Raw genomic sequence first — 21,334 nt, 5'->3', positions numbered from 1 at the left:
AAGAAGCAACAATTATGTCGCAGCCATCCTGGAAGCTTGATCGTCGCACGTGTCTCAAAGGTGTTGGCGCATCTCTGGCCTTGCCGTTGTTCGAAGGAATGCTACATGGGGCCGCTAAAAATGCAGAGCCACCGCGGCGGATGTGTTGTGTATTCTTTCCTTTCGGTGTCGCGATGCCTGCCGACAATAGCGAGGAGCGGCAATGGGGCTGGTTTCCCACGGGTGAAGGAAGGGACTACCAGCTAACGAATCCGTTGAAATCGCTAGAGCCACTGCGCGATGAGGTGACAATCCTCGGTGGGCTTTCCCATCCCAACGGGCGAAAGCTCGGCGGCCACGATACAGGCGACACGTTCCTAACCGGTTCGGATTTAGCCGGTAGTCAACTCGTCAACAGTATTTCACTTGATCAATACGCGGCCCAATCGATCGGAAGCGAAACCCGCTTTTCGTCCCTTACCATGTCCAGTGATGGTGGTGTCGGGGAACCAACTCGGTCAACAACATTGTCGTTTTCCGCCGATGGTCGCCCGTTGCCGGCGCTTTCCAGTCCGAAACACATCTTTCAGCGCTTGTTCGGGAAGGAGGATGGAGAGGCATCTAAAGCTCGACAGAAATCCGAGAACACAGCAAGCATGCTGGATCTGGTGCTGGAGCATTCGCGGTCACTTAAAAGACAATTAGGGAAGCAAGACCAACAAAAGCTCGACGATTATCTCGCGTCGGTTCGCGCGACCGAACAGCGAGTAGAACAATCGCAGAAGTGGCTCGACATACCGAAGCCGAAAGTGGATACCGATGCCATCGATCAGTCGGTCGATACGAATGCGCCTCGCGAATACTTAAAGGCTATGTACGATCTGATCTTCCTGGCCCTGCAAACTGACTCCACGCGTCTGGCGACGTTCATGCTCGGACAAGTCGCCGGTGCGACGACCGTTGCCAATGCCTTTCCTGCCTGCATCGGCCTGTCAGGAAACTGGCACGGCCTCGCCCACGGTGCCGGCAAAAAGGGAGGTGCCGAACGCCTTGGGCGGTTCGATCAATTTCTTGCCGAGCAATTAGCTCGTTTTCTCTACCGCCTATCCGAAACGCAAGAAGGAGACGCCTCGCTCCTCGACCGGACAATGATTTTCTACGGAAGTAGTAACAGCAAGACACATTCGAATCGCAACTATCCACTGCTGCTTGCCGGTGGACGTGGATTGGGACTCAAGCATGGTCAATATCTGCGATTCGAAGAGAAGACTCCGCTTGCGAACCTATTCGTAACAATGCTCGACCGTCTGAATGTTCCTGTCGATACCTTCGCCGATAGCACGGGCGAAATGTCGGAAGTACTTAGCTGATACGATTCCTGGCACTTGTCGTACACTACGCTGGGGTTCAGGGCTCGTTACCGTTTGCCGTTGGTTTACCGCTGCGCACATCGTCAAACTCCGCCTGAAGTTGTTCCAACTCACTCATTATCTGCATAACTTTCTCGATCGCCTCAGTATTCGGGTTACTGATAGTCCCAATCTCCGACTGGAGCGTCTTCAGTTCATTCCTCTTCTGTTCCATCTTCTCAACGATGGCCTGTTCTTGAGCGAGCATCTCTGACGTGACGATTGTTTCGACCGTGGGAATGTTCAGGGGGACCGCGATTTCCTGCCTCTCAGCCGACTTTGTATCGATAGGATCGCCGGCTACCGGCGACGGGGTTTCCTGGAACGGGGCAAACGAGCCCTGGCGGAATTCTGGTTCGGTCTGCGGCATTGCCTCGACAGCTGTCCTCCAAAGCGGTGGGACAAGGAATGCCACAGCCAACACGGCGAAAATAACGGCGACGATCCAACCTATGCGGCTCGGTTTGTAATCGGCGCTGGATTGCATCCTGTCGCGGGCCAACGGATCAACTGGTATCTGGTGGGTATCGAGCCAAGCCAGGAACGACCGGGCCCCGAACAGCCCTGCCCCGGTGAAATTGAAGGAGTGCCCCTGTTTCGTGGCAATCGAGAAGCCGGGATCAGACTGTTCCAACAGGATCGCCGACGATCCGGCCCGCCAGTTGAAAATAGTGATGATCCATGCCAAGGTCTTCAGCCAGGTGGGTGCCTGTAGCAAGTGGGGCCCCACAGTTTCGATTTCGGCGGCCGTCACGTACGTTGGCTGGCGGCCCCAAGTTTCAATCCATGCACCGTGCTCGTCCCACGTCACGCGTCGTGTCTGGTACCAAGTGGTCATGACGAACATCGAAGCGAAAAGAACTGCTATGCCCCACATCACTATGGTGATCGGCAGCCAGTCGAGTATCAGTGGAAAGCCCCCCGAATCGCTGGCGATCAGGAATGGCAGACCAAAGAACATGCCCGAACCGAAGGCGGCTAGCAGGTCAGGCAGCCAGCCAGCGGCGCGGGCCTCGTAGAACATGGCCGCCCCTTCCGGCCGCGGACAACGGGGAAACCCAATGTAAAATAGCAGCCCAAATATCAGCATGCCGGCGCCGTAGGTGCGATATGGGTAAGCAATATGCAAAGGAGCACAGCGGACTAGATCGCTGGGGCTGACTTGAACGACGTCTAGATAACGCGGCTGGGCGATTGTCTCGACCGGATCGATCCGCACGTAACTTTGCACGAATTCTGCGGGCCATTTGTCAGCCAACTGAGCCAGAGGCTCGGCCGACTGCCTGAGGTAGACACATCCACGGCAGTCTTCGCCACCACGGCAAGCAGCCCAGGCGGGGGAAGGAGCGTTGTCCGCAGCGGTCGCTGCCACATCATTCCACAGCCCTTCCCAATCGTGACTGGAAACGATGATGAGCCTCCCCTCCGTTTCGTCAGCAATGAATTCCGCGAGGGTTCCACGGGTATTCTCGGCCAGATCGACCCCTTCAACCGTCTCGCTGCCCAAGTAGGCAGACATCATCCCCGTGATTTGCCGAGATTGCTGCCGCTTGGCTTCGACCTCGTGGTGCCAGTCAACCGGTGAGACCCGGTAAAGATCGCTACCCTGGATCAGGCACAAGGTAATCCCGCCATAAAGGCAAACGGCCGTCAAGATTCGTCGAATGACTTCACGCATGATAGTCACCCCCCTTACCGTCAATATACTCCAAAATCTACGGTACTCCAGAGCATCTCGAACGCCTTATTCTCGGCCCTGCACGTCGAGGAGAGTTACCTTGACGAAGCGATAGTTTCGCGGATATGCGGGATGATTTTCTCGTGCTTAAATGGACTTCTAGGAATATGACATCACCATTCAAGCAGCCATGCATTCAGCGAAAGCTAATTCAACGAATTCACGCGGCTGAGATCTGATTTTAGAAGCAGACGAAATATGGATTTTGGTCTGCTAATCAAATCTGACGATGAAATGAAGGCCGGTTTACATCCTCCTCGCCCCAACCGAACTCAACACCTAAATCGGCCCAGCAGTAGTGGCTCAGCCGAATTGGTAAGACAACGTCAAAAGAGAGTGGGTGCGTGTTTATGGGAACAATCGACGCACTTCAATCAGTCTCTTGACGCGCCCACGAAAAAACCCTGGTTAAGCTTTATTTGCTAAACCAGGGTTTAAGTGGAACGAGAATGACCGTCTTCGGACCAAAAAGGGAGTCCGCGTGAAGCTAGGAACGTAGCGTGGCTAAACTAATCTCACTCCTCGTCAGCTTCAAACGTCACCTTCGTCACGTCTACATGGAGTTCCTTGAGTCGGTTCGCAACATCGGCTGGCATCTCTTCTTGAAATCGTCCGCCGATTTGATCAGCAAGGAAGGCCTCAATCGCGGCGTACATCGCCATGCGGTTCACAGGCTTAGCGAAGCCGTGACCCTCATCATCCGCCAATAAGTACATGACCTCGTGGCCTCGATCGCGAAGTGCAATCGCGATCTGATCCGCTTCGGCCTGTTTCACTCTCGGATCGTTCGCTCCCTGGACAATCAATAGTGGCCTTGAAATCTTATCAGCACTGAAGAGAGGACTTGCTTCTTTGATTCGTTGTTTTCCTTCTTCGGTGGCAGGATCACCCACCATGCCATACAGGAAGGCACGTCCCGCTTCCCAGTAGGGAGGAATCGAATCGAGCAACGTGAAGATATTGCTCGGCCCAACAATATCGACGCCGCAGGCGTAAAGCTCAGGGGTGAACGCGAGCCCTGCCAAAGTCGCGTACCCGCCGTAGCTACCGCCCATGATGGCCACGCGATCCTTATCCGCGATGCCTTTATCGATCAAGTATTTCACACCCCAGGTGATGTCGTCCTGCATCAACTTGCCCCATTGCAGGTCACCCGCATTGAGAAACTTCTTGCCGTAGCCGCCACTGGCACGAAAGTTTGGCTGCAGTACCGCGTAGCCACGGTTGGCAAGGAACTGAACCTGCGAGTTGTATCCCCAGGAATCGCGAGGACCTTTTGGGCCACCGTGTACCAGTACAACAACTGGCAAGTTCTTTGGTTCTACGCCAGTGGGAAGGGTCAGATACGCCGGAATCTCCAATCCGTCACTGCTGGTGTAGCGAATCGAAGTCATCGGTGCGAGATACTCTTCGACCTTTTTGAGTTCGGGTCGCGGTGTGTACTGATGAATGAGTTCATGTGTTTTTGCGTCGAAGTACCACGCTTCAGCCGCGTACTTGTCGCCGTGTACGGCGATCAAGAATTTGCTGTAGTCATTGGTCGCACTTTGGAAGGCGATCTCACGTCCGGGAAATCGCTCTTGTAAAAACTTGTAGTTGGATTCCCAGGTTGTGTCCCGCCAGTAATACTCAGTCTTATCGTCGGTATACGAAGTGGAGATGATTTCGCGGGTGTTGCGATCCAACCGTAATCCGCCGAAGTCAACGGTCTGCTTGGGATCACTCTCCAACAGTTCCTGTTCCTTCGTTTCGGGATTCATCTTAAACAGAGTCATCAAGTCGAGGTCACCTTTGTTGGTAACCAAGTAGATGTTCTTATTCTGGGGATCCCAACCTTGGACGCCTGCATTCTCCGTGACCAGAGTTTCGTAAATTGGTACCAGGTCGTCGCCGTCTTTTCGCAGCAGTGTCGTATTGCCCGCAGGGTCAGTTCGACTGAGCAAGCGAAGGTTGTCGTCCCAGTCAAATTCGTAACCGGTGATGCGTTCCTCGTTTTGATATACCAACGTCAATTTACCCGACGAAATCTCAAGTTGATAAAGATCGTGCCAAGCCTTATCTCGGTCATTCAGCCCCACCCAAAGGAGGTCGGGATTGTTCTGACTGGCGTGCATGATTCGCGCGGTGACATCTTTCATCGGCGTCAGGTTGCGTGAGTTCGGCGTTTCTTTATCGGCCTCCGGTTTCTCATTCGGATCAACGGCGAACAGATTCATATTCTCGTCGCCGCCCGAGTCTTTCACGAACAGGATGTACTTGCCATCTTCAGTCCAGGTGTACCCATACAAAGGCCGCTTACTATCAGTCAACGGGCGAGCCTTATCGAATGGCTCCGCGAACTCCTTTACCCAAACGTTCATGATTCCCTTATACGGTTTCATGAACGAAATGAACTTGCCGTCGGGACTCAATTGACCGCCCGCAATCTGCGGATTGCCAAAAAAGAGCTCCCGATCCAATAACGGCGTTTCGGCTGCATTCGCCGCAGAAAGGCCAAAGTTAGATTGCATGCAACAGGCCAACAGAGTTAACGCGAATGCAGCGATCAATGTGTTGTTCATCAGAGAGATCCAAGGTGTTAACGGGAATGAGGTAAAGCTTCGATGTGAGCAGCATCGTTCCGGTAAGGTCATCGAAGTGGGTCGCGGGAAAACGAGACGGTTATGGACCGTTTGAATAACGAAGACGATCTTACCAGTAATCATGGCGAAATTGGGTAGTTGAACACCTGAGACATAGGAGCGTCCTCTTTGCCATTGGCAATGCCTACATCACAGGCCTTTCTCTAACCCGCTCGTTTTGCAAAGATTATGCAAATACGATTCAAACCGATCTGCTGCTGACCGTCCAGAGGAAATTGAATAGGTGAGACCAAAGAGCCATGCAAAAGCCGAGAGACGCGTTGGATAGAAACTGCGTCGAGATAAACCCCAACTGGATAAGCTTTTGCTGAAATTGGGCTTCTTACTGACCCTCGTCAGAAACCCATTGCCCAGTTATCCCCAGACAACTCGATTCACGATGACAGATAACGGTTTCAAAGCATCGTTCCGCAATATTTGCAGTAGCGGGCATCTGCTTCGTGCCCTTCGGCCATGCAGTTTTCGCAGACCCGCGTCGTCAGATTCTTCCTGGCGGCCTGGGCGAATTCCGCAGAAACTATGCTCGTCGGTACGATAATCATGCAATAGCCCAGCAGCATCATGCACGCCGCGAGCGCTTTCCCCAACGCGGTCGTCGGAGAGACGTCGCCATAGCCGACGGTCGTCATCGTTACAACCGCCCAGTACATGCTCTCGGGAATAGAGTCAAACCCGTTGGACATCGTTTGGCCGTTCTCATCAAGTCGGCCCCCTTCAATCAAATGCATGGCCGATCCAACAATTACAACCGAAATCACCACGAACGACAGGAACACAGCCACCTTGGCCCGGGCCGCCCAGATCGCGTTGCGCAGTGCATCTGCTTCCGAAAGCATGTGAGCCAACTTGAAGATTCGAAACGCCCGCAAGAGGCGTAACGCCCGGATCGTCGTCAGCCGCTGCGTCTCCGCATCGGACGTAATTGGAAGTGCAATAAGATAAGTCGGCAAGATCGCCAGAAGATCGACAATGCCGTAGAAACTGAATATGTATCGTAGTGGACGGCGGGCACAGATGATCCGCACAACGTACTCTACCGTGAAAAGAAGCGTGAAGAACCATTCAGCACCAACTAATAGGGGGCCATACTGCACCCGTATCGACTCGACGCTCTCGAGCATTACCACCATCACGCTGAGGAAAATGGCAACAAGCAGCAAGACATCAAACAGTACGCCAGCCGGTGTATCGGCTTCGAAGACGATCTCATAGACCTGCTGCCGCCACGAGCGATCATCGTTCTCAGGGCGGCTCTCGACGTCGTTTCCCAATTTCATATCCTTTTCTAGACCTTACGAAATCCCGTCGCTTACTACATGAGTGAGATGAAGTTCAGGTCAGATGATCGAATATCTTCGTTGTTCTTATTTGAATGCCGGCAGTTAAACACTTGCCCCAAGATCTGCTTGGCGGACAACACGGGGAAATCCACTATCTTCTCTTAGTAGAAGCCATTCGCATGTTCGATTGTCAATCAAATATAATAGAGGACAACCACAGCGAGATCACCATCGCTGGCAGAATAGGCCACGCCAAGAACGTCCCATAACCGATTGGAAGCTAAAGATCCAATCCATCGAATAGATTTAACAATTTCGTAGCGTTCCAACGAAATTACCACATCGTTGACCTGCCACCATCCGTCCGGCAAAATGCAGATCGTTCGTTGCGATCATTTCCTCCCTCCTCTCGCGGAAGCCTTCCCATGCCGCCAATTCGCTTGTTTGCCTTGTTCGCCCTCGCTATTGTTCTCCCAGCCGCAAATATCGCCTCAGCCGAGAAGCTCGCCGATTGGCCAAAATGGCGTGGCCCAGACGATACGGGAAGTTCACCGCTTGTCGGTTTGCCGATCGAGTGGAGCGACGAGAAGGTGCAATGGAAAACAGAGCTATCTGGGAAAGGTTGCTCGACGCCAATCGTTTGGCAAAACACGATTTATGTCACCGCCCCAATAGACGGCAAAGACGCGCTGATTGCCCTGGACGCTGATGGCAAGTCGCTATGGAATGTTCAGTTCGGTAGTGAAAACCCCGGCAAACATCGCAATGGCTCGGGTTGTAATGCTTCACCCACCACAGACGGCGAGCATGTTTTCGTTTACTTCAAGAGCGGGACGCTGGCAGCAGTCGATCTCCAAGGAAAGACCGCCTGGAAAACTAATTTGGTCGAGCGTTATGGACCGGACACGCTGTTTTGGGATCACGGAACGTCGCCAGTGCTAACGCAAAATTTTGTGGTCATGGCCCGGATGCACGAAGGCGAATCATGGCTGGCAGCGTTTGACAAAGCCACGGGTGAATTAGCCTGGAAAGTCGCTCGTAACTACGAAACTCCCGTGGAGTGCGATCACGGGTACTCCACGCCGGTGGTCATTGACTTTCAAGGCGAAGAGTCGCTTCTCACCTGGGGCGGTGAGCACCTCACGATCCACCACGCCAAAACAGGACAACTCGTCTGGAGTTGCGGCGGCTTCAACCCCGAAGGCAACAAGCTTTGGCCCACGATCGCCACACCTGTCGTGGTCGGTGACGTCGCTGTGATCGCTTATGGTCGTAATGATCGAGGGATTCCTCGGCTGCATGGCGTGCGTCTCGCTGGAGCTGGAGACGTCACTGAGACCAATCGTTTGTGGGACCGGGACGACATCGGTACGTTTGTTCCTTCGCCGGCCGTCTATCAAGATAAGATCTATCTTGTGGGCGACAAAGGAAAAGTCACCTGTTTCGACCCGGCAACCGGCAAGACCGTTTGGGAAGGCGCTTTCCCCAAACATCGGTCCCGCTACTATGGATCGTCGCTGATCGCTGGTGGCACCCTTTACGCCCCACGGGAAGACGGGATCATCCTGGTCGCTGACATTCGCGAAGGTTTCCAAATGCTGGGCGAGAACGATATGCATCAATCGGTGATCGCCTCGCCCGTACCCGGTCCGGGTTGCCTTCTGTTGCGCGGCACGGAAACTCTATTCTGCGTCGGAAAATAGCAGACTCGGTAACGGGAATCTATCATCAGCAATCAACGCCGATGAACCTGCCTAGGCGCCCAAGATATGTCCTTGCGATGCTCGACACCCTTGGCAATTCCGGGCGATTTGCCCGTGCGCGCCATAAAAGCACAGGGAAGCCCTGCTCTACACCAAAATATCCCGAATCACCTTTGTTGGTTCGACCCCCGTCAGTCGTTGATCCAGCCCTTGGTGGCGGAAGGTAAGTCGGTTGTGATCAATTCCCATCTGGTGGAGAATCGTCGCGTTGAAGTCGCGGATGTGGACCGGGTCCTTTAGGATGTTGTAACTGAAGTCGTCGGTCAGCCCGTATTCTACCCCGCCCTTCACTCCCCCACCGGCGAGCCACATTGTAAAGCACCGCCCGTGGTGGTCGCGGCCATGGTTGTCGTTAGAGAGCTTTCCTTGCGAGTAGATCGTCCGACCGAACTCCCCGCCCCAGACAACCAAAGTATCGTCCAACATGCCCCGTTGTTTGAGGTCTTTCACAAGAGCTGCCGCAGGCTGGTCAATGCCTTCGCATTGTCCGCGGATCAGCTTCGGGAGGTTGCCGTGTTGGTCCCAGCCGCGGTGGAACAGCTGCTGAAATGGTACGCCGCGTTCCGCCAACCGCCGGGCGATGATGCAATTACGGGCGAATGTGCCAGGCTTCTTAGAGTCGGGGCCATAAAGCTCAAATGTGCTTTCCGGTTCATCGGAAAGGTCAACCAATTCTGGCACGCTGGCTTGCATGCGAAAGGCCATTTCGTACTGCGCAATACGGGCCTGGGTTTCGGGATCGCCAAAGTCTTCGTAATGCGACTCGTTGATCTCGGCGATGCGATCGAGCATGCGGCGCCGCATATCACGGTCGACACCGTCCGGGTTTTTGAGGTAGAGCACCGGCTCCGCTCCGCCACGTAATTTGACACCTTGATGGCGCGACGACAGGAAGCCCGCACTCCAGAGCCGCGCGTAGAGGGCCTGCTTCTGCCCGGGGCCGCGAGAGATCATCACAGTGTACGACGGCAGATTCTCGTTGGGGCTACCAAGGCCGTAACTGAGCCAGGCTCCCAAGCTTGGCTTGCCAGGCTGTTGGCTGCCGGTATTGATGAAGGTGATGGCCGGGTCGTGATTAATCGCCTCGGTCGTCACCGATTTTACGATGGCGATGTCATCCACGATGCCAGCGATGTTCGGCAGGAGTTCACTGACCCAGGTTTGACTTTCGCCGTACTTTTGGAACTTGAACATCGGGGCGACACACGGGAAAGACTTCTGCCCGCTGGTCATCCCAGTGATGCGCTGATCGCCACGGATCTCGGCAGGCAACTCTTTGCCATGCATCTCTCGGATCTTCGGGTGGTAGTCGAAGGTGTCGATATGAGACGGCCCGCCCGCCATGAACAGGTAGATTACCCGCTTGGCTTTCGGAGCGAAGTGGGGCAGACCTGGCAACCTGCCACTGGAAGACTCCGCGGCCATTGCCATGTTGGTAAAGCCTGGGTTCATCAACGACGCAAGGGCCGCCGCGCCAATCGCTCGGGACGTGTTGCCTAGCAGTTGTCGACGTGTTTGCAGCAGGGAATATTCGCGGATGGGATTCATCGGTTATCCTCTGGTGAGGGTTTCATCGAGATTAAAAATCATGCTCATCACGATGGTCAGAGCCGCGTGTTCAGCCTGCGGGATCGCCTCGTCACGCTTAGATTCACCAATCTTGAGAAGTGCAGTAGCTTGTTCGGGGGCCGACTCAAAATACTGAAGCTCATCGCGATAGGCAGCCGCCAGAATTTCGAGAGTTTGTGGCTTCGGCCGAACGCCCGCTGCCAATCGATACGCCTTCGTAAGGCGATCGTTCAGCTCCGGGGTGTCTTTGTCGAGAAGCATCCTCTGAGCCAACACCCTGGCCGCTTCGACGAATTGCGGATCGTTGAGCGTCACCAACGCCTGTAGCGGCGTGTTGGTGCGGGATCGTCGGATGGTGCATAGCTCACGGCTAGGAGTATCGAAGATAATCATGCTCGGCGCCGGGGCCGAGCGTTTCCAGTAGATGTACATGCTGCGGCGATATAGCTTCTCGCCGTGGTCCTGTACAAACCGAACGTTGCCGCTGAGGCTGACTTCGTTCCACAATCCCGGCGGCTGGTACGGTTTAACGCCGGGTCCGCCGATAGTGTCAACGAGCAGGCCCGATGCCGCGAGGGCGTTGTCGCGAATGAACTCGCCCGCCAGTCGGAACCGTGGGCCGCGAGAGAGAAACGCGTTCTCCGGGTCGACTTCCCATACCTCAGGCGTCACCTTGGTGGACTGCCGATAGGTTTGCGACATAACTATTTGCTTCATCATCCGCTTCACGTCCCACCCACTGTCGACGAAATCGACGGCCAGCCAATCGAGCAGCTCTGGGTGGCTGGGCCACTCACCTTGAGACCCGAAGTCTTCAAGCGACTTGACCAATCCGCGGCCGAACAGCATGTACCAGTAGCGGTTCACGGCGACTCGCGCGGTAAGCGGGTGGTCTGGCTGGGTCAGCCATTGGGCGAGACCAAGCCGATTGTTGGGAGCACCTTCCGGCATGTCGCCCAGGATACTGAGCACGTCTGCGGATATCGGTTTCTCTTTGTCCGGCGATGCGTAGTTACCCCGCATCAGCAGATACGTTTGCCGCGGCTTGGACAGGTTCTCCATGATCATGACGTTGCCGACAGGATTTTCCGCCTCGGCAATGGCCCTCTTGAGGCGGCCCTGCTCTTTGGCGATCTTCTGAGCGAGCTCATCGTAGGAAGTAAAGTAGACGTTGCGCAAAGCAGCGAGGTCGTCGTCGGTTCGCTGGTCGGCGGGCTTCGCGATCAGTGAGAGATGCAGTTTGCCTTCAGCTAGGGCCGCGACCTCGGCCTCCGTTAATTGCCGAGCGTACATGCGCACATCATCGATTTGGCCGACGAAGTTTGAACTGCTGCTGCGGCGACCGATATTGAGAGACGTCTTGGCTACTGTCGTGGCAGACAAGCTATCTTGCTCAACGTTTACCGGTTGCAGTTCTCCGTTTACAAATACCTTCACCCCCCCGACTTTTTGCGAGCCGTCATACGTGATGAAGACGTGTTGCCACTCATCCTTTTTGAGCGGTGTTTTGGTAACGACCTTTAGCGCGTTATCGGGCCAACTGTGAATTAAATGCATCCCAACGTGCCCGCCCTGCAACCACAGATCGTAGCCGCGGTGCGCGTTGCCGTCATTCATTCGAGCCAACACGGCTCCGCTCATGTTGCCGCCTGGGCGAATCCAGGCTCCGTAGCTGAAGCTCTGCGTGTTGTCGAATGCGGCCAGGTCACCGAACTCGACAAAGCTTTTTCCGTCGAGCTGCAAGGCGGAGCCTTCCTTGCCTTCGACGCGTTGCACGGAGCCTTTGCTGGTCCCTGCCAGGCTGTCGCCGGCGGAATTAGCGATCTGCTGCGTATCGTCCTCTTCGAAGGTGCAATAGAGCAGCGCGTCATCGATCACGTAGGTCTCACCGTTTTTGGCGGCGGACTCCATTTTCGTAAGCCACTTTGCAAACGCTTCTTGCGACGCGGCTTTGTGGGCTTCAAGTTGTTTCGTGACACCCGCAAGTTCGTTTTTCAGCGTCGCAGCCTCGGCCAAGCCGCGATAATTCGGAACGTCGATTACAGGCTTCTGATTGCCATTGCGCGTTTGCATTCCGGGATCAGCAGACTGATTGAAGAAATCGTAAAAAGCGTAGTAGTCTTTTTGGGAGATGGGATCGTACTTGTGATCGTGGCACTGCGCACACTCAACGGTCAGTCCGAGCCAGACCTGCGCGGTGGTCCGCACGCGATCCACTGCGTATTCCACGCGGGCCTCTTCCGCGATCACGCCGCCCTCGTCCGTCGAGGCGTTGTTCCGCAGGAAGGCCGTGGCAATTTTTTGTTCCACGGTTGCGTCAGGAATCAGGTCGCCTGCCAACTGCTCTCGGGTAAACTCGTCGAACGGTTTGTTGTCGTTGTAAGCATTGATGACCCAATCCCGCCATGGCCACATCGTCCGTGGGCCGTCAGCGTGAAACACGCTCGTGTCGCCGTATCTTGCCAGGTCCATCCAGGAAACCGTCATTCGCTCACCGTACCGCGGCGAAGCAAGCAGGCGGTCGACCACTTTTTCATACGCGTCCGGGGAATTGTCGCCGAGGAAATCGTCGATCTCTGCGATGGTCGGAGGAAGCCCGGTCAGATCGAGGGTGACGCGTCGCAGCAATCGCTCTTTGTCGGCTTCTTCCGCTAGTGTGAGTCCGTCTTTCTCGAGTCGCTGTTGAACGAAGGCATCGATTGCTCCGCGAACGCGCGCTTCGCTGTTGACCTGCGGCACGTCCGGCTTCACCGGCGGTATGAACGACCAATGTCCTTGGAACTCAGCGCCTTGCTGAATCCATTGCCGGAGGATTTCGCGTTGTCCAGCCTTCAGTTCAAGGTGCGAGTCGGGTGGCGGCATGACTTCATCAGCATCGCCCGAGAGAATCCGCCGCCAGCCTTCACTGTCTTCCAGACCGCCGTCGCGAAAGGCGTATTCAATACCTTCTTCTTCATCCAACCGCAGGTCCGCGCCGCGTTGCTTTTCGTCCGGGCCGTGACAATGAAAACAGGCGGTGGACAAGATCGGACGGACATCTTTGTTGAATGAAAGGCGTGCAGCTTCATCCGCTAATACTGACCTCGCCTGCATCAATCCAAGCAGCGACATCGCTACCATAAGCAAGGCAAGACTTCGGGATTGCGTGAGGGTCGGCACGCTGCGAATCGACAACATCGCATCACCTGCAAGAATAAGGCCGGAATAATTGGCTTCAGGTGGGCCCGTCTCGCAGGAAGATACGCTGGCGCGTTGCGGACGGTGTTCGGCCGGTGAGACTTTTACAACCAAACCAGGATTTCCCAGTCGGGTCAAATGATGTTGAGCCTGGAACCGTTCCAGGGTTAACACCATCTACATATTAACATCACGTCCTCCATTCTTGAAGAGATGTTCCAGGCAGAATTCCCCGGTCTTTCTTGTTTCCGCCACTGTCTTAGGAGGGTATTTCTACGATATCCCGTCGTTTCGACGAACGCTTTTCCCTTGCTCACTCAACGTCCATATGACTATTTGCCACTGTAATTCAAGGGGCGGTTAAGAAAGATTGAACGAATCCAAAGTAAGCCAGTTGTAACAAGAGCTCAATTACCGCTGGTCCATACAATTGCAGATATTGCTTCCAGTAGACACAATGGCGGAAGACATTGAACAATGCGAGTTGAATCTATCGATCTTTTTCGCCGAAGTCGTTCTGATTGAGGAGGTTTGAATCCTGTGACAAGTACCAAGTTTCTCGCGCGAGTATGCCTCAATTTTGCACTGGTGGCATCGATTTCCTTGCTGGTAACCACAGAAGCCAAAAGTGCTGATGCCCCCAAAGGAAAGGTCGTGTTTTCTGACGATTTTGATGGGACCGACGCGAATCCAGTTCAGTCGATTGGCGACCTCAAACGTTGGGAATTCCTCGATCCCAAAACTTGGAGCTGGAAAAATTCAGAAGACGCCGGCGGTGTCATCGAGATCACCGAGCGCGGCAGCGAGTACAAGCCTCCCACGCGCAGCCCGGGTCATGTTGCCTTGGTCAAAGACTTGCAAGTTGGCAACTGCGAAATTCGCTTTCGAGTTCGCAGCACAAAAGACACCGGCAACCATCGCGACTGCTGTATCTTCTTCGGTTATCAAGATGCATCGCACTTCTACTACTGCCACCTGGGCGCGAAGCCTGACCCGCACAGTGGCCAAATAATGATCGTCAAAGAAGCTCCGCGGTTAGCACTTACGAAGAACGAGAAACTTACCCCCTGGGACGATCAATGGCATAACGTCATGGTACGTCGCAATATCGATACCGGACTCATCGAAGTCTTCTTCGACGACATGACCACCCCACACATGAGCGTAACCGACAAAACGTTTGGCGCGGGGCGAGTAGGCATTGGATCGTTCGACGATCTCAATGCTTTCGATGGGTTTACGGTATCAACCTTCTGATGAAGTGTTGCATGAAGGTGTATTGACGGTGAACACCATCTCCTGCATCGGCGCAACCAACGAAGCGCGGGCTAACGGTTGGGGACTGTCGCTGGCACAGATGGTGCCGTCAACGTCGATGGCTTCGATCCTGAAAATCGCCACGATGACGGGGTAAACAATGGATCCGAATGTTGAGTTATCGTATTGAACTTCTCGGAATGCCTTCAAAAAGCACTATCGTTGCCTCGTATCAATAGGTGTCCCGTTCAGACATAACCGAAAACTGGAGAACCGATATGCAACCTACTCGTACTATGATGACACGGTTGCTGGCATTCTCTTGTGCAACCCCGATCTTTCTGCTTGCGACCACGACCCGAGCGGCAGACCCTGCGGCCGTGGACCAGCCTGGGAACGTAGCAATTCAGTACAGACTCACGAAACTCGTCTATGAACGTGCTCACAGGACCACGTTTTGGCTTGAAATTGATAGTAAGCGAAAAGGACTTAGTGCAAAAGCTGTCTGCGATCTTCGTGAGGACGGCACAGGCGTTGGTCGATTCCCTTTGGAGCAGATTACGCCCCAGGAGAACCCAGACGCTCTAGGTTTCAGGATCAGCTGCCTGAACGACGACTTTATCGAAGACACCATCATCCATGTGCTCATCCGGGATGAGTCGACAGGCGAAACTGTTCACGGTGCTAGGATTCAGCTGAAAGATGCTAAGCCAAGGGCAGACAACAAGTCCCCTGCGGATGCGGCCGCGATCCCCGTAGTCGACGAAGCCACGAAGCGTGAGCATCGCTAACCCTAGCAAATCCTAGGGATAACAGGCCCCGTCTCTCCACCCTCGCACGACAAGATCCGACTTTCACGGAATTTCGCTACCTTGGGGTTTATAGGAAACTTGCTGAGATCAGTTCGACGCCAAGAACGAACCGTCATTGGCTACTTTTCAAGACCATTTTCTAAGCCAGTCGAATTCTGCAAAGCTCAACTTTTCGGTTCATTCTGCGCGGCTCCTGAATGCGATGCTTCCTCCGCCGGATTCGGTGCCGAACTTGCAACTATCAATGCTCGATGCTGCCAGCTACCTCCATGGCTGAATTGCTGCCAACCCACAGTGAGCCAGCGCAACAATGCGGAAGCCAACCAGAGTGCCCAGATGAGCATCAGCAGTCGGTAAAACCATACCGAGATGGACACGATCGCTGGTTCTGGCAGGATTGTCCCGGTTCGTGGCTCAAACCACTGCAAGTATGTTCGCGATGACCCGTTGCCGACAATGAACATTTCTGGATTGCCAAGCAGCCCGGCCCACACCACCACAACTAAGATTCCCAATGCCAGCAACGTGAGTATCGCTAATCCAATCTGTGCCAGATTAAATAGTTCCCGACGAGAAGCATTCGGCTCGCAAGTACCACGCCACGCCAATAAAAAGAGCCAGGCTACAACCAAAAGCGATGCAACCACGTTCACTTGTGTCAAACCGATCACCAGCAGAATCCACTCAATACGAGTCAGCGGCGACAGCTTGAATCCACCTAGCACCAAGGCTGCGAGAAGTGCGGCGACTAAGATCACCCAAAACCGAACGGCGGGGCCACGCGTCGGACCACGGGTCCACAAAACCCAGCGACTCACTGGAACACGCACGACTGAAGTAACATTCGCAGCGTCAACCGGCAACTCGACCTCTTCCATGTGCACCAATGTCTGCATGGGTGTGTTGGATCGCCACGCAATCTCAACTGTCTGCTCGCCTGGCTGAACAGGAACAATAAGCGTATCGCCATCGCGACGAACTGGAATGCCTTGCCCGTCGACCAAAACGGAAGAAACTTCTGTCTCGGGATTCAATTTCATCCTAAAGTCACTGCCAAGACTACAGGTCAACTCCAGTGTCAAGTCTGTCGTGCGTTGGCGGCTTCCCAACGTTGTTTCATGACGTGCTCTTTGCACCGTTACCGTGTCACCTGACACTGCTTCCGGCCGGCTAAACACCAAAGTTGCCGTTTCACCAGGCCAGGGATACCAGACGGGCACCAGATCTTGCTGTTCCGCCTCGAAAACTGGTGTGAGTCCGCTGTACGTGACATTCCATACAGGCGATGCCATGAGATACCATCGTTCGACCCATTGGTCGGTTTCGGTAGCAGCCAGTTGAATGGTTTTCCCCACCGGGAGTTCGCTCATCCACGACACGCTTTCCTCATTCGCCCCAAGTTTGACCTCGATCTCACCTCCTTCGACGACCACGTTCGGCGTCAGCACACTTTCGCCAGGCAACAACGGAACCTTGAGCGAAACGGCCGTCCCGAGAGGGGACAACCGTGTCACGACATTTCGAATTTGCCAGCTAATTCCGGTCTCTAGATGCCGATTCACTGCGACGACTGCATTAAAGTCCTTACGGTCGTAAGTGGGTGCGTTTTCATCTTTCGGTTGCTGACGCACAAAGAAGACTTGTTTCTCAGGAACACCATTGGGACGGACTCCGGTCACCATCCATCCCGGTGCCTCGATTGAGACGGTGCGTGGTTTCAACAGAAACGTCCATTGCCACTCGGTCACGTTAGGAAGCATCGTTTCCACGACGACATGATGCACGCCGCGGGGTAATACCACCCACAAGTAACCGTCTCTTCGGCAGATCAAATCCGTCGGTTCGCCATCAACGCTCACAGAGATTGGCGACCAATTGGGGACTTGTCCGGGAAGTGGCGTGGCAACTTCCAGAGCCGTATGGATTTCAGCATCCATCGTGACTCGGTTGTCTTGCAGTTTAAGCTGCACAGATGAAATCTCTGCCGCTCGCGGAAACGCATCGGCTGGTTCCAGCAACCGCTCCCTGAGTGTTTGCAGCATTTCCGGGCTGGGAATCTCCTGAGCATTTAGTTGAGTCGAACCGAAACTGAGCAGCAAAAGCACTGATGCCGCTTCGGCTGAACGCCGAAAGAGCGGATTCGGAAATTTGAAGCCACACACTACCGCGGCCAGCAGTGTTAGCAACAAGATCCTCATCACGGTAAGCAACCGATATATAGGGCCTGAAATGAGAATTGGTCGGATCCGCTGGTCGGCATCCACCGGGCCATCCCAACGACAGTCGATTCGATTCCAGGTCCACTCCGGTTGCGCTGGTCCCGTCTGAATTCGAGCCTTGGGATCATACAGCAAATTTTCCGACTGGACTTCTTGTTTCATTTGAGCCGCTGGCTTGGCCAACTTATCGGCCTCGAAGGCCATCTCATCCATCCCAACCGACGGACCGTACGAGGTCTCTACTGGCGGAAAAATACGCTGCGATGCGTAGTTAACACCGTGCGACTCCAACTGAGGGTACAAGGCGCTTTGAATCTGTAAGACAAGGAAAGGAATCAGAATGATGACTAGCAAGGCAATCGCTATGTACTTCCATGCTTTAATCCACTTCTGGAATACACCGTCCGGCACGACTCGCAACAGACCGATGGGCATCAAGAGGAAAAACCAAGCGAGACGTGGTGCGCCCGGCTCCTGGTACGCCAGAGTGAACGCGACGAACGCCAGAATTCCCGCAGGGATTCCCCAAAGACGATAGACAGCCAAAGTAAAAATGAGCAGTAAGAACAGGTCCAGCAAAGACCAAGCGGTAAGCCAATCGCCGTCTACATCATCCGCTCCGAACAACGCCAGCGCACGCCAACCAGGCGGAAGATGCATCGTCACCTCCAGTGCATCCGCATCGACTTGCCAACCCGTTGCTGGAATCTCAGAGGGGTTTTCTATCGTTCCAATTGCTTCCAAGTTTAAGTTGCGAGTACGAATCTCTACGCCATGGGCGCCTGTCTTAGGATTCGCTGTTATCAGTTGCCCCTGTCCATCCACACGAACGACCCCAAGTTGTTCGCCGTCGGTCGAGTCGAGGCGCCAGATTTGTTGCATCTGGCCGCGTACTACATCGTGATATGTCAGAGTTCGGCCATCTTCATCCAGCCAGAATTCACGAGTAATACGCAAACCCTCAGGACGTTGCAGCCCCATTCCGCGAATTCTCTCGACAAGCCCAATCGCCGACTTCGTCTCCCATTGGTAAACAGGCAGATCACGCCACTTTTCCGGGAAGGTTGTTTGTGTGACGTCCACCGCCTTGACATCCGTCACCTCTGCCAGGCGAAAATCAGGCTTTGCCCGAAAACCCACTAACTCGATATTGACGACGGGCTTGGCGTCCTCTGCGTATTGAATGGACTTCGTGTCACTGGCATGAAAGGCGGTAAGACTAATGGTCCATTTTCCCGCACGCACCTGGGCCTTAAGGCGACCTTTTTCATCAATGGCTACCGGTATCGGACTATCGACTCTGGATAACAGCCAACCCGAGGGCAGAATCCAACCGAGGTCTTCTTCGCGACTCTTTCCAGAGACGGTCAATTCGACGTCGGTTCGCAGCCAGAGAGGGATTCCGTCTTCAATAACTCGGTACACTTCAGCGGTAACGAGATTCTGTTGCGTCTCCATCGCCCGTGATCGGCTTAACCATACATTTCCGTGTGCATCCCAATCGGGCAATGGAATCGTATTATCATTGACAACCAATGATAAGATCCCAAACTCCTGCGGAATCGCGATTGTTTGGGGCATTTCACTCCAGGCAAAATCACCAGAGAGTTCATAACGACCAACCTCCAACCGTACGGCGGGGCGTCCCTGCCTCTCAATGACAACGAGTGGTTCTCCATTACCCGTCACGTTCTGCGGCCAAATTTCATTGTTTCCGGGAATCGGCACCCAGGTCTCAGCAAATACAACGACATTCGCTTTCCACGAACCACCCTGCTGGCCGGCGTCGAGACTTAACCGAGAGGGCCAGAAGCAGACTCGATCTTCGGCATCGTTATAAACCGGCGGGCAATTCTGTTCCTTATCATTCCAAGTAGCCCAAGCCTCCCAGGGCTTGAGCGCATCCGGGATTTCGGGGCTTTGGGCTAATACGCTTTCTCGAGGAAGGCAGAGGATAGCGAACAGAAGGACAATCGCGAACGCTCTTGAGGGAACAGACATACCGGATTCTCCCCTATGCGATTTAGTGCACGCGCAGGATGTAAATAGAACGCTCCGTACCACCTTGCATTATGCTCAGCCTGGGCAACCAAAGCGACTATCATGACCTCATTGCCGCGGAAAAACTCCTCGGCAGATTTGTCGTTGAAGGAAGATCTCTACCCAGCAAAGTTGCTAGAACGTGGCGGAATCTCAGTTTAAATGGAAGGCACTGCGAAGTTCATCGATCACTGCCTGAGACATGGCAGAAACGTTCCCAATGGAGGTCGCGTTGATTACGGCTTCCGAGGTGGCTTCCAGAACTTCCAAGCGATCAAACGCATCCAGTACGCTCGAGCCGGTTACCAGTACACCGTCGTTCTCTAGAATGGCCGCCGGCGAAACTGTCGATATGTAGCTGGCGATCTTGCCATCGTTCTGATACTGAACGCCGTAAGGTACGCGTCCAACATCACGAAGAAAGACATAGCTTTCGGGAATGGTTCGCGTATCAAATACCGAGTCAGTAACACTGAATGCCGTCGCATTAACCGGATGGGCAAACACAATAGCATCGACACTTGGATGCTGCTGATAAATGGCTCGATGAGCCAATACCGCACGGCTGGCCTTCTTGCCGGCTTCTCGGTTTCCGTCTTGCACGAGCACAAAGTCTTCGATTGTTAATGACTCTCGATCCTGTTGGGTCGGAGTGATCAGGAAAGAATCCTTATCCACACGTGCTGAGAAGCTACCTTCGGTACTGATCAAGAGTCGTTGCCGACAGCCTCGGCGAATAAAATCGCAGAGTTGCTTACGGAGCTCGCGTTCTTTTTGATTCGCTGTCGAGGGCTCGAACGACGGCGGGTCAACACTGCGGCTTGCTGCGAGTTCCAGCTGAGAATCGCTCAGGTATTGGACGCTCCCCAGCTTGCTCGCTTTGATCAAGGTTTTGCCGGCAAACTCAAACGCTTCAAAACGTTCAAATGCCCGCGCAAGAGATTCTGCACCCACGACGACGCCGTGGTTCTCCAAGATCACACTATCGCATCCCTCCGCGAATGCGGTTGCGATATTACTTCCCAGTTGTTGGCTGCCTGGACACGCGTAGGGGGCGAAGCCGACTTTGCCACTGACTGAGTGCGTTTGGTGGAACAGTCGTGTATTGGGAACCGATTGGCAAATACTAAACGCGACCAAAGCGACCGGGTGGGCGTGTACGATTGCCCGGATATCTGGCCGGGCATCGTAGATCGCTCTATGAAACGGAAATTCCGACGAAGGAGGGTGCGGGCCCTCCACGGTTCCGTCGGATCTCACGCGGATAATATCGTTCCGCGTGAGATTGCCTTTATCGACACGGGCAGGCGTAATCCAGATGTCGCCTGATTCGTCGCGTATCGAAAGGTTACCACCAGATGTTGTGGTCATGCGATAACGATAGATACGATCCATCGTTTGCATGATCTCATCACGCGGGTGCAGGTAATCAGATCGGGTGCTCATAGG

The 21,334-nt window shown here is 54.2% G+C and carries 12 protein-coding genes; 4 read left to right on the top strand and 8 right to left on the bottom strand.

Annotated elements, in window-relative coordinates; translation table 11 throughout:
* Positions 1 to 14: 14 nt before the first annotated feature.
* Positions 15 to 1,349: a DUF1552 domain-containing protein gene (locus PSR63_RS24160; RefSeq protein ID WP_274328342.1), complete on the top strand. Its 1,335-nt coding sequence runs from the start codon at positions 15 to 17 to the stop codon at positions 1,347 to 1,349.
* Positions 1,350 to 1,386: 37 nt separating this feature from the next.
* Here the strand turns inward: PSR63_RS24160 and PSR63_RS24155 are convergent, their stop codons facing one another.
* The 3 genes from PSR63_RS24155 to PSR63_RS24145 form a co-directional block, all read right to left on the bottom strand.
* The gene (locus PSR63_RS24155) at positions 1,387 to 3,066 is read right to left on the bottom strand and encodes a hypothetical protein (RefSeq protein ID WP_274328340.1); all 1,680 of its coding nucleotides are present in this window, start codon (positions 3,064 to 3,066) and stop codon (positions 1,387 to 1,389) included.
* Between the two features lie 575 nt (positions 3,067 to 3,641).
* Positions 3,642 to 5,687, bottom strand: a complete 2,046-nt coding sequence (locus PSR63_RS24150; RefSeq protein WP_274328338.1) for a S9 family peptidase — start codon at positions 5,685 to 5,687, stop codon at positions 3,642 to 3,644.
* 476 nt (positions 5,688 to 6,163) lie between these two features.
* Positions 6,164 to 7,045 (bottom strand): ion transporter, encoded by an 882-nt coding sequence (locus PSR63_RS24145; RefSeq protein ID WP_274328336.1) that lies wholly within the window; start codon positions 7,043 to 7,045, stop codon positions 6,164 to 6,166.
* A 428-nt stretch (positions 7,046 to 7,473) separates the two neighbouring features.
* On the opposite strand from PSR63_RS24145, the gene PSR63_RS24140 reads away from it, so the two are divergent.
* Positions 7,474 to 8,751 carry a PQQ-binding-like beta-propeller repeat protein gene (locus PSR63_RS24140; RefSeq protein WP_274328334.1) on the top strand — a complete coding sequence of 426 codons (1,278 nt, stop codon included), beginning with the start codon at positions 7,474 to 7,476 and terminating at the stop codon, positions 8,749 to 8,751.
* 147 nt (positions 8,752 to 8,898) lie between these two features.
* Here PSR63_RS24140 and PSR63_RS24135 read toward each other — a convergent pair whose 3' ends face one another.
* Positions 8,899 to 10,359 carry a DUF1501 domain-containing protein gene (locus PSR63_RS24135; RefSeq protein WP_274328332.1) on the bottom strand — a complete coding sequence of 487 codons (1,461 nt, stop codon included), beginning with the start codon at positions 10,357 to 10,359 and terminating at the stop codon, positions 8,899 to 8,901.
* A 3-nt stretch (positions 10,360 to 10,362) separates the two neighbouring features.
* Complete coding sequence (locus tag PSR63_RS24130; protein WP_274328330.1) at positions 10,363 to 13,557, bottom strand: DUF1553 domain-containing protein; 3,195 nt, start codon at positions 13,555 to 13,557, stop codon at positions 10,363 to 10,365.
* 654 nt (positions 13,558 to 14,211) lie between these two features.
* Between PSR63_RS24130 and PSR63_RS24125 the strand changes: the two genes are divergently transcribed.
* A complete protein-coding gene (locus PSR63_RS24125; protein ID WP_443111062.1) occupies positions 14,212 to 14,814 on the top strand; it encodes a hypothetical protein in 603 nt (200 codons plus the stop codon).
* A gap of 28 nt (positions 14,815 to 14,842) precedes the next feature.
* On the top strand, positions 14,843 to 14,971 hold the full coding sequence (locus PSR63_RS24120) for a hypothetical protein (protein WP_274328328.1): 129 nt from the start codon (positions 14,843 to 14,845) through the stop codon (positions 14,969 to 14,971).
* Positions 14,972 to 15,398: 427 nt separating this feature from the next.
* Here PSR63_RS24120 and PSR63_RS24115 read toward each other — a convergent pair whose 3' ends face one another.
* The 3 genes from PSR63_RS24115 to PSR63_RS24105 form a co-directional block, all read right to left on the bottom strand.
* Positions 15,399 to 15,599, bottom strand: a complete 201-nt coding sequence (locus PSR63_RS24115) for a hypothetical protein (protein WP_274328327.1) — start codon at positions 15,597 to 15,599, stop codon at positions 15,399 to 15,401.
* Between the two features lie 191 nt (positions 15,600 to 15,790).
* Entirely contained in the window at positions 15,791 to 19,846 is a 4,056-nt protein-coding gene (locus PSR63_RS24110) for a hypothetical protein (protein ID WP_274328326.1), read from the bottom strand.
* 192 nt (positions 19,847 to 20,038) lie between these two features.
* Positions 20,039 to 21,331: a class II aldolase/adducin family protein gene (locus PSR63_RS24105; RefSeq protein WP_274328325.1), complete on the bottom strand. Its 1,293-nt coding sequence runs from the start codon at positions 21,329 to 21,331 to the stop codon at positions 20,039 to 20,041.
* Between the last annotated feature and the right edge of the window lie 3 nt (positions 21,332 to 21,334).

It is taken from the genome of Bremerella sp. P1 (assembly GCF_028748185.1).
Taxonomy (GTDB): Bacteria; Planctomycetota; Planctomycetia; order Pirellulales; family Pirellulaceae; genus Bremerella.
This window is presented reverse-complemented; position numbering and strand designations above follow the sequence as displayed.

Coding starts and splice junctions, on each gene's coding strand:
- PSR63_RS24140 (WP_274328334.1), top strand. CDS start 7,474: ATGCCGCCAATTCGCTTGTTTGCCTTGTTCGCCCTCGCTATTGTTCTC.
- PSR63_RS24135 (WP_274328332.1), bottom strand. CDS start 10,359: ATGAATCCCATCCGCGAATATTCCCTGCTGCAAACACGTCGACAACTG.
- PSR63_RS24155 (WP_274328340.1), bottom strand. CDS start 3,066: ATGCGTGAAGTCATTCGACGAATCTTGACGGCCGTTTGCCTTTATGGC.
- PSR63_RS24115 (WP_274328327.1), bottom strand. CDS start 15,599: ATGCTCACGCTTCGTGGCTTCGTCGACTACGGGGATCGCGGCCGCATC.
- PSR63_RS24110 (WP_274328326.1), bottom strand. CDS start 19,846: ATGTCTGTTCCCTCAAGAGCGTTCGCGATTGTCCTTCTGTTCGCTATC.
- PSR63_RS24150 (WP_274328338.1), bottom strand. CDS start 5,687: ATGAACAACACATTGATCGCTGCATTCGCGTTAACTCTGTTGGCCTGT.
- PSR63_RS24130 (WP_274328330.1), bottom strand. CDS start 13,557: ATGTTGTCGATTCGCAGCGTGCCGACCCTCACGCAATCCCGAAGTCTT.
- PSR63_RS24105 (WP_274328325.1), bottom strand. CDS start 21,331: ATGAGCACCCGATCTGATTACCTGCACCCGCGTGATGAGATCATGCAA.
- PSR63_RS24145 (WP_274328336.1), bottom strand. CDS start 7,045: ATGAAATTGGGAAACGACGTCGAGAGCCGCCCTGAGAACGATGATCGC.
- PSR63_RS24160 (WP_274328342.1), top strand. CDS start 15: ATGTCGCAGCCATCCTGGAAGCTTGATCGTCGCACGTGTCTCAAAGGT.